Below are 13,381 nucleotides of genomic sequence, written 5' to 3'. Positions count from 1 at the left end.
TGGGGGTGCGGACGAAAAGTTGGACGCCCGAGGCGTCCGGGACGGAGGTCCGCATGTACCGGGAAGACGACAGGCAGGCCATAGTCGAGCTGTTCAGGGAGTCCGGGATGGCGCCCGGGAGGTTCGCCCGCGAGTCCGGGCTCGTCTCGGAGAGCGCCCTGAGGGGCTGGCTCGCCGGGTCCCCGCGCGTGGGCTGGCACCCGCCGTATACTGTGGCGCAGAGGGCCGAGGCCGCCCGCAGGGCGCTCGCCGGGGAGGACCCGGCGGCCGTCGCCGCCGGCCTCGGCTGCCACCCGGAGACCGTGCGCGGCTGGGCCCGCGCCGCGAGGAGGGAGGGGGCCGTGTCCCTCGCGTCCCGCCGCGACCTCGAGGTCGCCACGCCGCCGCCCGCGGACCCCGCCGACCTCGAGGCCCTGAGGGCGGAGAACCGGGCGCTCAGGCTCGAGCTCGCCCGGGCCGAGGCGGTGTTGGACGTCCTAAAAGGAGGCGCCCCCGGCCGGGGGCCGGAGGGCCTGACGTCGGCCGAGAGGGCTGAGGTCGCCGACGCCCTGAGGGGCGAGTTCGGCCTCCGCGACGCCCTGGCGGCCGCCGGGCTGGCGCGCAGCACCTACTACTACCAGCGCGCCCGCCGCTCGGCGCCCGACCGGCTCGCCCCGCTGCGGGCCCGGCTGAGGGCCCTGTTCGAGGAGGGCCGGCGCACCTGGGGCTACAGGACCCTGTGGGCGCGGCTCAGGGCCGACCCGTCCGACCCCGTGAGGGTCTCGGAGAAGGTCGTGAGGAGGGTCATGCGCGAGGAGGGGCTCGTGGTCCGCTACCTGCGCGCCCCGTCGCGCTGGAGCAGCTACGAGGGGGAGACCTCGCCCGCGCCGCCGAACCTGCCCCTGCGCCCCGACGGCTCCCACGACTTCTCGGCCGCCCGCCCCAACGAGCTGTGGGTCACGGACGTCACCATGTTCACGATCGGCTCCGGCAGGTGCTGGCTCTCGCCGGTCGTGGACTGCTTCGACGGCAGGGTCGTCGCCTGGTCGCTCTCGGAGAGCCCGGACGCGCGCATGTCCGAGTCCATGCTCGAGGCCGCCTGCGCGACCCTGGCCCCGGGCGAGGCCCCGGTCCTGCACACCGACCGCGGCTGCCACTACCGCTGGCCGGGCTGGGCGGAGATCTGCGAGCGCCACGGCGTCGTGAGGAGCATGTCCCGCAAGGGCCGCAGCCCCGACAACGCCGCGGCGGAGGGCTTCTTCGGGAGGCTGAAGCAGGAGTTCTTCCACGGCAGGGACTGGTCGGGCGTCGGCTTCGGCGAGTTCTCCGCGCTGCTCGCCGGCTACCTCGAGTACTACAACTCGCGCAGGATCAAGCGCTCGCTCGGCTGGAGGAGCCCCGACCAGTACCGGAGGGACCTGGGGCTCGCCGCGTAGTGTCCAAGAATATGTCCGCACCCCCCGTGGCCCACAAAAGCGGCATCTGTGTGCCATCGGCCGACACACGGCGACAAAGGGCCAGGTAAGGTGCGCCCGTGCGGACACAGTTGTCGAATTGCTCGTCATCTGTGTCCGCACGGGCACCCAAAAGCGTCTTTTGCGGGCCGCGACCACACACATGCGGCATCTGTGTGCCCGCGCGGCGAGAAGGGCGCGGCACGCGAGAGAATAACGCGCAGAATAAAGCACAACTTTCTATATCAGCAGGCCAAAATAACGCGCATGTCCGATTCTGCGCGTTAATCGGGCCCCGGCGAGCGGGGCGAGAAGGGCGCCGGTCGAGAAGGGCGACGCGCACGCAAGAGGCCGTCGGGGCGCGCAGGGCGCCCCGACGGCCGCGACCAGCAGGTTCTTCTCGCCCGCTACCTGCCGACGACCACGAGGTCGTGGGTGCTCTGGGTGAAGGGCTCGTAGCCGTCCTCGGTCACGAGGCCGAAGTCCTCCAGGCGGATGCCGAAGCGGCCCGGGATGTAGGCGCCGGGCTCCACCGTGACCACCGCGCCCGCGGGGATCGGCTGGTCCCAGCGACGGTTGAAGTTGGGCCGCTCGTGGATCTGGATACCCACGCCGTGGCCGAGGCCGTGCACGAAGACGCAGTCCTCGAAGCCCTCGCCGCAGATCGTGTCGACGGCGAGCTGGTGGATGTCGCGGCCGATGACCCCGGCGCGGATGGCGGCCTCGCAGGTCTCGTTGGCCTTGCGCACGGCGTCGTAGACGGCGCGCTGCTCGGCGCTCGGCTCGCCCACGGCCACGGTGCGGGTCATGTCGGCGTGGTAGTCGTGGTAGAGCGCGCCGTAGTCCATGACGATGAGGTCGCCCTCCCCGACCACGTAGGGGCCGGGCTGGGCGTGCGGGTTGGCCCCGTTGGGGCCGGCCGCGATGATCGTGCCGAACGAGAGGCCGTCGGCGCCGTGGCTGAGCATGTAGTTCTCGAGCTCCGCGCGAATCTGCTGCTCGGTCATGCCGGGCTTGATGTAGGCGCAGATGTGGTCGAAGGCCTCGTCGGTGATGCGCTGGGCCTCGCGCATGAGCGCGACCTCCTCGGCGTCCTTGACCATGCGCAGGTCGCAGATGTCGCCGTGCAGGCGCGGGGTGAGCGCCGCCACGCCCGCGCGGTCGAGCTCCACGAGGAGCTCGTCATAGAACGCGAGGTCGCAGGTGTCCTCCACGGCCACCACGCGGCTGCGCGTCTCGCGCACGCGCGCGGCCGCCCACGCCGGGGCGTCCACGATCTCCATGTCGAGCCGCCAGGCGCAGTCCGCGCCCAGGCGCTCGACGAAGGTGTTGTAGTAGCGCGAGTCGGTGTGCAGCCACAGGCCGTCGGCGGTCACGAACGCCGTGTGGGCCACCTCGTCGTCGAAGGTGCGCTCGGCGCCGGTGAGCCAGCGCAGGTCGGGGTTGTTGCGCAGGATCACGGCGTCGTAGCCACGCTCCGCCATCAGGGCGCGCAGGCGCTCCACGCGCCCGGCGCAGGCCGTTGCATCTGCCATCTTGGTTCCTTTCTCTCAGGTGGGACAGGGGGTGACCGAGGGGAGGGTCGTGACGAGTGGGGCGCGAAGGTCCCGGGGCGGCCGCTAGTCGCTCGGGCGGGAGCCGCACCAGGCCGCGGCGTGCTCGGCGAGCAGCTCGTCGGTCACCACCGAGAGGCGGGTGCGGCCGAGCGCGCGGGGCAGCGCGAGCATGAGCCGGTTGGTGCGCCGGTAGCGCTCCTCGCGCAGGCCGCGCGCGAGGTCGTCCGGGCTCACCCGCGCGCGGGCCGTGTCGAGGCCGAGGCGCGCGAGCAGGTCGTCGATCGTGAGCATCTCGTCGATCTCGAGCGAGCCGAGCGCCACCGAGAGTCGCGAGGCGAACCGGATGCCGTCGGCCAGCGCCGTGCTCGGCGCGACCTCGGGGGCCAGGGCGCGCAGCACGTGCGCGAACGTGGTGCCGAGCTCGAGCGACTGGCGCGTGGCGGCCGACGCCGACGAGGCGACCTTGCCGCGCATCCGGACGCTGTCCTGGAAGCGCTCCGCGACCGCGGCCGCGTCGCCCGAGACCAGCCCGTCGACGCCGTCCCAGAGCCGCCCGAAGGTGCGGTCGGACTCGCAGCAGGCGGTCTGCGCCATGAGCGCGCGGGCGAGAAGGGCCGGCTCGCTCTTGGGGTCGCAGGCGAGAAGGGCCTCGTCCACGGCCAGGTAGCGCGCCATGCCGTCCTGCGCGACCATGCGCGGCAGGCCGGCGGCGTCGAGCGCGCGCGGCGTCACGGCCGAGGCCAGCGCGCTCGCGAGGTCGGTGGGGACGAGCGCCAGCGGCACGCCGCCGCACCAGGTGGAGCAGGCGAACGACGCCATCGAGAGCGTCTCGCGGCCGCCCACGGCCACCACCACGTCGTCGCTCGTCACGCGCGCCTCGCCGAGAAGGGCGTCCAGCGCGAGCGCCGCCTCCATGCTGCAGGCGCGCTCGGCGAGCTCGATCGGGCGCACCTCGAACCCCTCGGCCGAGAGGTTGTCGCGCAGCGCGGACACCGCGTCGTCGGGCGCGCCCGGCTCGCTCACGAGCGCGCAGGCGTGGGGCCGCCCAGCCGAGGTCCTGAGCACGTGCGCGAGCGCGGGGAGCGCGCCGGCGCCGACGCGCAGGTCGAGCGAGGCGGCGCGCATGCTGACCCACTGCCGCGCCGGGCGCGGGGCGACCTCGGGGTCGGGCGAGGGCGCCGGGGCGGCCGCCGCGGGCTCGGGCGCCTCCCCCGCGACGGTCGCCTCCCCCGCGACCGGGGCCTCCCCCGCCGCGTCCCTCTCGCCGCCGGTCTCCGCGAGCTTCTCGTCGCTCATAGCAGGCCCCTCTCCCAGAGCAGCTGGCCGGCGTCGGTGGCCACCTGCTCGAACGTCTTGTTGCGGATGTCGATCGTGATGTCGGCCGCCGCCTCGTAGAGCGGGCGGCGGTGACGGTAGACCCGGGCCGCGTGATCGGCCGTGCCCAGGTCGGGCCGGAGCTCGGGGCGCCTGATCTGGCGCAGGGAGTCGGCGAGGTCGCCGTCGAGGAAGACCACGGTGCCCATCTCGTGCATGAGCGCGCAGTTCTCAGGGCGCTCGACGATGCCGCCGCCGCAGCTCACGAGCAGCGACTTGCGCGACGCGAGGCGGCGCAGCTGCTCGGTCTCGGCGTCGCGGAAGCGAGCCTCGCCCTCCTCGGCGAAGATCTGCGCGACCGAGCGGCCGAGCGCGCGCTCGACCATGCGGTCGGTATCGACGTGCGGGCGGTGGAACAGCGAGCCGAGGTTGCGCGCGAGCGTCGACTTGCCCGCGCCGAGGAACCCCACGAAGAAGAGGTGGTCGCACCCGTCGTGCACCACGTATCCCGAACCCGCTGACACCGCACCTCCCTTGCTCGCACTGGCCCCTGATTCTAGCAGGGCGCGCCCGCGCGGGCCCCGCTGCCACGAAATGGCAACGTTCGGCCGGCCGCGGGCCGCTCCCCTACTCGCCGTCGAAGGTGACGCCGCGCAGGGCCAGGCGCTCGAAGACGCGGAAGACGTGCGTGTACCAGAGGTCGCTTCTCGACTGCGGGCGCACGAGCACCGTGCGCACCCCGGCGAGGTTGCCGGCCGCGACGTCGGTGAAGACCTGGTCACCGATCATGACGGTCTCGTCCGGGCGCGCCGAGAAGCGCCGCATCGCGCGGCGCAGCGCGAGCGGCGACGGCTTCATCGCGTGGTCCACGAAGTCCACCCCCAGCTCGCGCGCCGACCGGCTCACCTGGGAGGTGTGGAAGTTGTTGGAGACCAGGCACAGCTCCAGGCCCGCCGCGCGGGCGCGGCCGAGCCACGCCGCCACGTCGGCCGGGGCGGCCTCGGCGTCGCGCGGGACGCAGGTGTTGTCACGGTCCAGGAGCACCAGGCGCACGCCGCCCGCCACCAGCTCGTCAACGCTGACCAGCGGCAGCGCGGCCACGTAGCGGCTCGCTCGGAAGAGGCCCATCGCTCTCCCCCCTACGAGTACGCCCGCATGTGCTCGTCGTAGGTCTCGGAGAACTGCGCCGTGTCGGAGGTGATGTAGAAGTAGTAGTAGCTCGTGTCGGCGGGCTCCATCGCGGCCTGGACCGAGGCGAGGCTCGGCGAGCAGATCGGCGTGGGCGTGAGCCCGTCGCGCAGGTTGGTGTTGTAGGGGTCGTCGAGGGTGTTGATCTCGTCGGCGGTGGCCGCGCGGCCCAGCGAGTAGGTCAGCGTGGCGTCGCTCTGCAGGCGCATGCCCGCGGCGAGGCGGTTGTAGAAGACCGAGGCCACCTGCGGGCGCTGCTCGTCGGTCACGGCCTCGCGCTCCACGATCGAGGCCATCGTCAGCACGTCGTAGCCGTCCACCTCGATGCCGTAGCGCGAGGAGAGCGCCGCGGCGGCCGCGTCGAGGTCGAGCGGGCCGACCTCGGCCTGGTACTGGTCGAGCATCGCGCGAATCACGGTGTCGGCGTCCACGCTCTGCGCGCCGGAGAAGTCGTAGGTCTTGGGGAAGAGGAACCCCTCGAGCGAGTCGTCGGCCGCGGCGGAGAGGAACGCGTAGTCGGCCGCGTAGTTGGAGGCCTTGGCCTGGGCGAGGAAGTCGTCCGCCGAGATGCCGAGGGAGTCCTGGACCGCCTGGGCGACCTGGGAGACGGTGTAGCCCTCCGGAACGGTCAGCGTGGCCGTGGAGGCGTTGGGGCCGGTGGTGAGCAGCTCGATGATGTCGGTGTCGTCGGTGCCCGCGACGACGCGGTACGAGCCGCTCTTGATCAGCGACTCGGACTCGGTGCGGCGGATCTCGGAGAGAAACGCGCTCTGGTCGTCGATGAGGCCGTTGTCGTAGAGAATCTGGGCCACCGCGCCGGCCCCGGAGCCGTCCGGCACGGTGAAGGTGACCTCGGTGCCGTCCGCCACGGCCGGGCGGTCCCCGGCGTCGCCCGACGGGAGCAGCGCCGGAACGAGCACGAAGGCCACGAGCGCGGCGATCACGAGCGTCCCCGCCACGGCGATCGCCGCGAGCGGCACGCGGCGGCGACGCTGGGAGGAGGAGACGGCGCGCGCCCGGTGGGTGGCGCCGCGGCGCGCGGAGGCGCGGCGCGTGGCGTCGGCGGTGCGGCGCGAGACGCGGCCGGTGCCCACGGTGCCCGTCGCGCCGGGGCGCGGCGCGGGGGCGTGGGACGAGGCGGTGCGACCGGACGGGCGGGCGCCCGTCGAGAAGTGCGAGCCCCCGTGCCGGGGGGAGCTGCCGTTGTGTGCGGCCATCGTTGCCCTTCAGCTCTGCCTGGCGTCCAGCCAGGACTGCAGGAACAGGGAGGCGGCTACCATGTCGACCCTGCCGCGCATGGAGCGCTCGGAGAGGCCCTGCTCCCTCAGGATACGCTTGGCTTCCGCCGACGAGAGGCGCTCGTCGGCAAACTCCAGCGGAAGTCCGCAGGACTCGGCGATCCTTTGCGCCTGCTCCTTGATGCGCGCGGCCTGGGGTCCCTCCTCGCCCGCCATCGTGCGGGGCAGCCCGCAGACGAGAAGCTCGGGCTCCCAGTCCTCGAGCACGCGGCGGAAGCTCCGCGCGTGCGCGAGCACCTCCGCGGCGGGCAGGACGCAGACCGGCGAGGCCACGCGCCCGGCGGGGTCGCTCACGGCCACGCCGACGCGGACCTCGCCGATGTCGAGGGCGAGCGCGCGCACTAGATGCCGAGCGCCTCGCGGGCGGCGTCGAGCGCGGCGTCGATGCCGGAGGCGTCGGAGCCGCCAGCCTGCGCCATGTTGGGCCGGCCGCCGCCGCGGCCGCCCACCAGGCCCGCGATCCGCTTGATGACGTCGCCGGCCGAGAAGCCCGCGGCCACGGCGGCGTCGGTGCCGCCGGCGAGCAGGGCCACCTTGCCGTCGGGCGTGGCGGAGGCGATCACGCACGCCACGGGCTCGCCGCCCGCCGCGTCGCGGATGCCGTCCCAGGCCGAGCGCATCTCCTTGCCGCCGAGCCCCTCCAGGCGCGCGACCACGGCCTTGTAGCCGTCGAGCTGGACCGCGCCGGACCACGCGGCGGCCACCTGGTTGGAGCCGGCGCCCGTGGTGGCCGCCTCGAGCGCCTTGCGGGACTCGTGCAGCTCGCGCTGGAGCGCCGCCGCGCGCTCGGCCACGTCGGCCGGGCGGCACCTGAGCTCGCGGGCGGCCTCGTCGAGGGCGAGCAGGCGCTCGTCCACGTACTCGATCGCGCCCATCGAGGTCACGGCCTCGATGCGGCGGGCGTTGGAGCCCACCGAGCTCTCGGAGACGATCTTGAACAGGCCGAGGTCGGCGGTGTTGCGGGCGTGCGTGCCGCCGCAGAGCTCGCGCGAGAAGGGCGCGTCGGACTCGCCGGTGGAGACCACGCGGACCACGTCGCCGTACTTCTCGCCGAAGAGCGCCACGGCGCCGGAGGCCTTGGCCTCCTCGAGGCCCATGACGCGGGTCACGATGGGCTCGGCCGCGAAGATCTCGGCGTTGACCATGCCCTCGATGCGGGCGAGCTCGTCGGTCGTGACGGCCTCGAAGTGCGTGAAGTCGAAGCGCAGGCGGTCGGGGGCCACGAGCGAGCCGGCCTGGCTCACGTGGTCGCCGAGCACGCGCTTGAGCGCGGCGTCGAGCAGGTGGGTGGCGGTGTGGTTGCGACGGATGAGCTCGCGGCGGCCGGCGTCGATCGCGGCCGTGACCTCGTCGCCCACGGCCAGCTCGCCCTCCTCGACCGTGGCCTCGTGGGCGTAGAGGCCGCCCTTGGCCTTGGTGTCGGTGACGCGCAGGCGCGCGCCGCTCGCCGTGATGACGCCGGTGTCGCCCACCTGGCCGCCCATCTCGGCGTAGAACGGCGTGGCGTCGAGCACGACCTCGACCTCGTCGCCCGCGCCGGCGCGCTCCACGGAGGCGCCGTCCGCCACGATGGCCAGCACGCGCGCGGCGGACTCGTTGGCGTCGTAGCCGCGGAACTCGGTGGCGGGCAGGGTGTCGGAGAGCTCGGTCCACACGTCGTTGAAGGTGCCCCAGGCGTCGCGGTTGGCCGAGGCGCGGGCGCGCTCGCGCTGCTCCGTCATGCAGGCGTCGAAGGCGTCCATGTCCACCTCGTGGCCGGCGGCCGCGCAGATCTCGCGGGTGAGGTCGATGGGGAAGCCGTAGGTGTCGTGCAGCTTGAAGGCCACGGCGCCGGGCAGCGCGGCGCCCTCGGCCAGGCCCTCGAGCTCGTTGGCGAGGCTCTCCTCGCCCGCCGCGAGGGTGGCGCCGAAGCGCTCCTCCTCGGCCGCGACGATGCCCTCGATCAGCGAGCGGTTCTCGACGATGGCCGGGTAGACGTCGCCCATGAGGCGGCAGACCTCGTCGACGTAGGTGGTGAGGAAGGCGCCCTCGATGCCGAGGAGGCGCCCGTGGTAGACGGCGCGGCGCAGGAGGCGGCGCAGCACGTAGCCGCGGCCCTCGTTGCCCGGCAGGATGCCGTCGCCGATCATGAACGTGACGGCGCGGGCGTGGTCGGCCACGATGCGCAGGGACCGGTCGGCCGCCTCGTCGTCGCCGTAGGAGCGGCCCGACAGGCGCGCGCCCACCGCGATGAGGCCCTGGAGCAGGTCGCCGTCATAGTTGGTCGACTTGTGCTGCATGATGGCCGCGATGCGCTCGAGGCCCATGCCGGTGTCGATGTTCTTGTGCGGCAGGTCCGGCATCGAGCCGTCCTCCTGCCGGTCGTACTGCGTGAAGACGAGGTTCCAGAACTCGAGGAAGCGATTGCAGTCGTCGCAGCCGGGGCCGCACGTGGGCTTGCCGCAGCCGAACTCCTCGCCCTGGTCGAAGTAGATCTCGGAGCACGGGCCGCACGGGCCGGTGGGACCGGCCGCCCAGAAGTTGTCGTCGGCGCCCAGGCGGCTGATGTGGTCGTACGGGACGCCCTGCGCGTGCCACAGCTCGATGGCCTCGTCGTCGTCCTCGAAGACGGTCATGTAGAGGCGGTCCTTGGGCAGCCCCAGGTGCTCCGGGCTCGTGATGAAGTCATAGGCCCAGGCGATGGCGTCGGCCTTGGTGTAGCCGCCGAAGCTGAAGTTGCCGAGCATCTCGAAGAAGCTGAGGTGCGTGGCGTCGCCGATGTTGTCGATGTCGTTGGTGCGCAGGCACTTCTGGCACGAGCAGGCGCCGATCTCGGCCATGGTGCGCTTGCCCTGGTAGTACTCCTTGAACTGGTTCATGCCCGCGTTGGTCAGCAGAAGCGACGGGTCGTCCGGCACCAGCGACGAGGACGGGCACAGCTTGCAGCCCTTCTCCTCGAAGAAGCGCAGGAAGTCCTCGCGGATCTCGGCGGTGGTCATGGTCTTGTAGTCGGCGGTGCTCATGGGTCTCCCCCGGGTCGGGTGCGTGGGTCTCAAACCGTCTCAGTATAGCGCGACTGCCGCCGCCCCACCCGCCCGCCGGGCTTCTCCCCAACAATCCTCAGTTGCGCGTGGAGACGCGGCCCGTCCCCGGCCGACGGAAAGCGTCAGGGGACCGCACCTCTGCGGTTGGCATGCGGCGAGCTGACGCTTCTGACGAGAAAAGCGTCCGGAAGCCGCACCTCAACGGTTGGGATGCGGACTCCGGACGGCATCGAGGCGGAAAGCGTCAGGTTGCCGCACGTCAGCGGGCGGCGGGGTCGTCGTCCCTCTCGCCCGCGCCCTTCTCGGCGTCCGGCGCGCCGACCCGCTCGTCGGCGGGGACGGCGGGCTCGGTCAGGTCCTCGTCGTCGCCGTGGAGGCGCGCGAGGTCCGCGAGCAGGCGCGAGCGCGCGATGAAGGTGTCGTCGTCGAGGGCGTCGAAGGCGGGCATCGGCCGACCGTCGGGGCGCGAGAAGGGCGTGCCGTCGAAGAGCGCCCCGTCGCGCGAGACGATGCGCCGGCCCGTGTGCGTCTCGAAGTAGTAGACGAACAGCCCCTTGATGGCCGCCGTGAGCGGCACGGCCAGCACCATGCCCACGGGCCCGCCCAGGCAGCCGCCGATGATGATGCCCACGAGCGACAGCGCCGGGTGGATCTTCACCGAGTTGCTCATCACGACCGGCGAGATCACGTTGTCGGTGACGTTCTGGGCCACCACGGTGACGACCAGCGTCCAGAACGCGATGACGGGGCTGGCGAGCAGGCCCAGCAGCACCGCCGAGATCGACGAGAGGAACGGTCCCACCACCGGCACGAAGTGCAGGACGAACGTGGCGATGCCGAGAAGCCCAGCGTAGGGGTGGCCGATCAGCGCCAGGGCGGCGCCCACGAGCGCGCCGTTGACCAGCGACGTGATGAGCGTGCCGCGCATGTAGCCGCCCACCGAGCGCGACAGCACCGCGAAGGTCAGCACCACGTCCTCGTCGTGGTCGGGACCGGCGATGACCGCGATCTCGCGCATGATCTTGGGGTAGTCGAGCGCGAACCAGTAGGCCAGGATGAGGCCGAGGAAGATCGTGACCAGGTGCCCCGCCGCGTCGGCGAGGTTGGCCACCAGGCCGGACGAGAGCTGGCGGGCGAGGTCGGAGGCCATGGAGGTGCCGGCGTCCGACAGCACCGAGACCAGGCCGTTGACCAGGGCCTGGACGTTGCCGCCGGTGCCCGAGGTGCCGAGCGCGTCCCACAGCGCCTCGAGCATGTCCTGCAGCTGCGAGACGTACGTCGGCACGCTCCGCAAAAGCGTCATGAGCTCGCGCAGAAACGGCCCCACGAACATCGCGAGGACCACGACGACGGCCGCCGCGACCGCCAGCAGCGACAGCAGTGCCGCCAGGCCGCGCGGCAGGCGCCGCTCCTCGAGCCAGTTGGTGAGCGGGCTGCAGACGAAGCCCACGACGGCGCCCACGAGCAGGAGCTCAACGGCCTGCCCCACGATGGCGAGCCCGCGGATCGCGAGCGCGAACAGCGCGATCGCGCCCACGAGCGCCCAGGCGACCACGGCGCGCGTGCGCCAGGTGGCGTAGCGGTCCCACGGGGAGCGCGTCACGGCCCCTCCTCCCCCGGCGGGCTAGGCGCGCGCGTCGGCCGCGCGGCCCCCCGGCTCGATCTTGTCCTGAAGCCGGCGGAGCGTCCGGCGCAGCAGGCGCGAGACCTGCACCTGCGAGACGCCCAGGCGCTCGGCGATCTGCACCTGCGTGAGCCCGTCCACGAAGCGCATGCGGATGACGTCGCGCTCGCGCGGCGAGAAGTCCGCGATGGCGTCCTCGAGGACCATGCGGTCGTCCGAGGAGGCGAGGTCCTCGTCCTCGGTGGCGTAGTGGTCGATGACCGCGGGGGCGTCCTCGTCGTCCGAGGAGCCGCCGCCCTCGAGCGGCACGGAGCTGTAGGCGCTCGACGACTCCATCGCCTCGAGCACCTCGTCGACCGAGACGCCCAGGCGCGCGGCGATCTCGTCGACCGAGGGGCTGCGCTGCAGCTCGGTCGTCAGGTCGTCGGTGGCCTGCGTGACCTTGGCCGAGAGCTCCTGCAGGCGGCGCGGCACGCGCACCGACCAGCCCTTGTCGCGGAAGTGGCGCTTGATCTCGCCCATGATCGTGGGCGTGGCGTAGGTGGTGAACTCTAGGCCGCGCGACGGGTCGAAGCGGTCGATGGCCTTGATCAGGCCGATGGTGCCCACCTGCACGAGGTCGTCGAGCGACTCGCCGCGGTTCTTGAACTTGGACGCGAGGAAGCGCACGAGGTTGAGGTGGCTCACGATCAGCTGGTCGCGCGCCTCGGCGTCGCCCTCCTGCTTGTAGCGGCGGAAGAGCTCGTGCGTGCGTTCCTTGTCCCACGCGGGGCGGCCGGCCGGCACGCGAAGCGGCGCGCGGGCCGGCGTCGGCTGCTGCGCGCGGGCCCTACTCGTCATGGGACCCCGCTCGTCGGGCGAGGTGCAGCGTGGCGCCGTCGTCGGAGACGCCGAACTCGTCGCAGACGGCGCCGAGCAGGGCGCGCGCCAGCTCGATCGAGTCGTCGTCCGGACGGGCGGCGCCCAGCGAGAAGTCCATGGCCATGCGGCCCGCGCCCAGCGAGAAGCTCACGTCCACCCGCTCGGGGGCGGAGGCGCAGCTGTAGACGAAGCCCTCCTCCGCGATCATGCGGACGTCCTCGACGTCCTCGACGCTCATGTCGCAGCCCACGGCGAGGGCCGCCGCCGTCATGCGCACCGAACGGGCGAACGCCGCCTCGGCCGGCACGCTGAGCCGTGCGTGCTTCTCGCTCATCAGTCCTCCTTCTGGGGCTCGGCGCTGGCGGCGGGGGCCTCCTCGTCCGTGGCCCGCGCGTCACCGGCGACCGCGCCGTAGTCGACGTAGCGCTCCTCGCCGCGGGCGTCGTCGGCGGGGGCGGGCGGCTCGGGCGCGGCGGCGCCGTCGAGCTTGGGCGCGCGCTCGGAGGCCGGGGTCTCGCCGCGCAGGCGCGAGACCACGCCGGCCACGCCGGAGGCCGCGCTCTCGGCCACGCCCCTCACGGCGTCGGTGACGCTCGAGGCGGCGCCCGAGACCGACGAGACGTCGCCGAGGATGCCGTTCAGGCGCGCGAGCGACTCGTCGGCGGTGCCCACGGCGCCCTCGGTGCGCTCGAGCAGCGGCGTCACGCGCTTGGCCGCGGGCTCCAGCTCGTCGGCGATGCCGTCGAGCTTGGCCACCACGGGCTGCGCCTGCTCGATCACCTCGGTGGCCGACGAGGTCAGCTTGTCGATGTCGCGGCGCGCGGAGCGCATGGTGAGCGCGACCTCCACGACGGCCCACACGCCCACGCAGACCAGCACGACCAGCGCGACGGGCAGAATCTGTTCCATGACGCCCCCTCAGACGACGGTGCTCTCTGGGCCATTCTACCCGACCGCGCCGCGGCCATACCCGCGTGCGCCTCAGCGGTCGGTGCCGTGGAAACGGGGACGAGGGGGGGGTGGGGGAGGGATCGGGGAGGGGAAAAAGAAAATGACCACGCCCCTCCCTATAATCTGCACTATG

At 72.9% G+C, this 13,381-nt stretch carries 12 protein-coding genes; 1 reads left to right on the top strand and 11 read right to left on the bottom strand.

Going from position 1 to position 13,381, the window contains the following annotated elements; all coding sequences use genetic code 11:
• Positions 1-53: 53 nt before the first annotated feature.
• Complete coding sequence (locus ACWTSU_RS02550; RefSeq protein WP_455138311.1) at positions 54-1,415, top strand: IS3 family transposase; 1,362 nt, start codon at positions 54-56, stop codon at positions 1,413-1,415.
• A 425-nt stretch (positions 1,416-1,840) separates the two neighbouring features.
• Here ACWTSU_RS02550 and ACWTSU_RS02545 read toward each other — a convergent pair whose 3' ends face one another.
• The 11 genes from ACWTSU_RS02545 to ACWTSU_RS02495 all read right to left on the bottom strand — a co-directional run bounded on the left by ACWTSU_RS02545 (position 1,841) and on the right by ACWTSU_RS02495 (position 13,206).
• Positions 1,841-2,968 carry a M24 family metallopeptidase gene (locus ACWTSU_RS02545; RefSeq protein WP_455138310.1) on the bottom strand — a complete coding sequence of 376 codons (1,128 nt, stop codon included), beginning with the start codon at positions 2,966-2,968 and terminating at the stop codon, positions 1,841-1,843.
• Between the two features lie 84 nt (positions 2,969-3,052).
• Positions 3,053-4,285 (bottom strand): 3-dehydroquinate synthase, encoded by a 1,233-nt coding sequence (locus tag ACWTSU_RS02540; RefSeq protein ID WP_455138309.1) that lies wholly within the window; start codon positions 4,283-4,285, stop codon positions 3,053-3,055.
• Positions 4,282-4,827 (bottom strand): shikimate kinase, encoded by a 546-nt coding sequence (locus tag ACWTSU_RS02535; protein WP_455138308.1) that lies wholly within the window; start codon positions 4,825-4,827, stop codon positions 4,282-4,284. Before ACWTSU_RS02535 ends, ACWTSU_RS02540 begins: the two co-directional genes overlap by 4 nt.
• A gap of 103 nt (positions 4,828-4,930) precedes the next feature.
• The gene (locus tag ACWTSU_RS02530; protein ID WP_455138307.1) at positions 4,931-5,431 is read right to left on the bottom strand and encodes a YqeG family HAD IIIA-type phosphatase; all 501 of its coding nucleotides are present in this window, start codon (positions 5,429-5,431) and stop codon (positions 4,931-4,933) included.
• 11 nt (positions 5,432-5,442) lie between these two features.
• The gene (mltG, locus tag ACWTSU_RS02525; RefSeq protein ID WP_455138306.1) at positions 5,443-6,708 is read right to left on the bottom strand and encodes an endolytic transglycosylase MltG; all 1,266 of its coding nucleotides are present in this window, start codon (positions 6,706-6,708) and stop codon (positions 5,443-5,445) included.
• 9 nt (positions 6,709-6,717) lie between these two features.
• Positions 6,718-7,131 carry a Holliday junction resolvase RuvX gene (ruvX, locus tag ACWTSU_RS02520; RefSeq protein WP_455138305.1) on the bottom strand — a complete coding sequence of 138 codons (414 nt, stop codon included), beginning with the start codon at positions 7,129-7,131 and terminating at the stop codon, positions 6,718-6,720.
• Positions 7,131-9,791, bottom strand: coding sequence for an alanine--tRNA ligase (gene alaS / locus ACWTSU_RS02515; protein WP_455138304.1), 2,661 nt, complete (start codon positions 9,789-9,791; stop codon positions 7,131-7,133). The genes ruvX and alaS overlap by 1 nt, the downstream gene beginning before the upstream one ends.
• Before the next feature lie 280 nt (positions 9,792-10,071).
• Positions 10,072-11,415 (bottom strand): AI-2E family transporter, encoded by a 1,344-nt coding sequence (locus ACWTSU_RS02510; protein ID WP_455138303.1) that lies wholly within the window; start codon positions 11,413-11,415, stop codon positions 10,072-10,074.
• A gap of 21 nt (positions 11,416-11,436) precedes the next feature.
• On the bottom strand, positions 11,437-12,276 hold the full coding sequence (locus ACWTSU_RS02505; protein ID WP_455138302.1) for a SigB/SigF/SigG family RNA polymerase sigma factor: 840 nt from the start codon (positions 12,274-12,276) through the stop codon (positions 11,437-11,439).
• Complete coding sequence (locus tag ACWTSU_RS02500; RefSeq protein WP_455138301.1) at positions 12,266-12,631, bottom strand: ATP-binding protein; 366 nt, start codon at positions 12,629-12,631, stop codon at positions 12,266-12,268. The genes ACWTSU_RS02505 and ACWTSU_RS02500 overlap by 11 nt, the downstream gene beginning before the upstream one ends.
• Positions 12,631-13,206, bottom strand: coding sequence for a DUF948 domain-containing protein (locus tag ACWTSU_RS02495; RefSeq protein ID WP_455138300.1), 576 nt, complete (start codon positions 13,204-13,206; stop codon positions 12,631-12,633). Before ACWTSU_RS02495 ends, ACWTSU_RS02500 begins: the two co-directional genes overlap by 1 nt.
• Between the last annotated feature and the right edge of the window lie 175 nt (positions 13,207-13,381).

This window comes from Thermophilibacter sp. (assembly GCF_966187215.1).
This window is presented reverse-complemented; position numbering and strand designations above follow the sequence as displayed.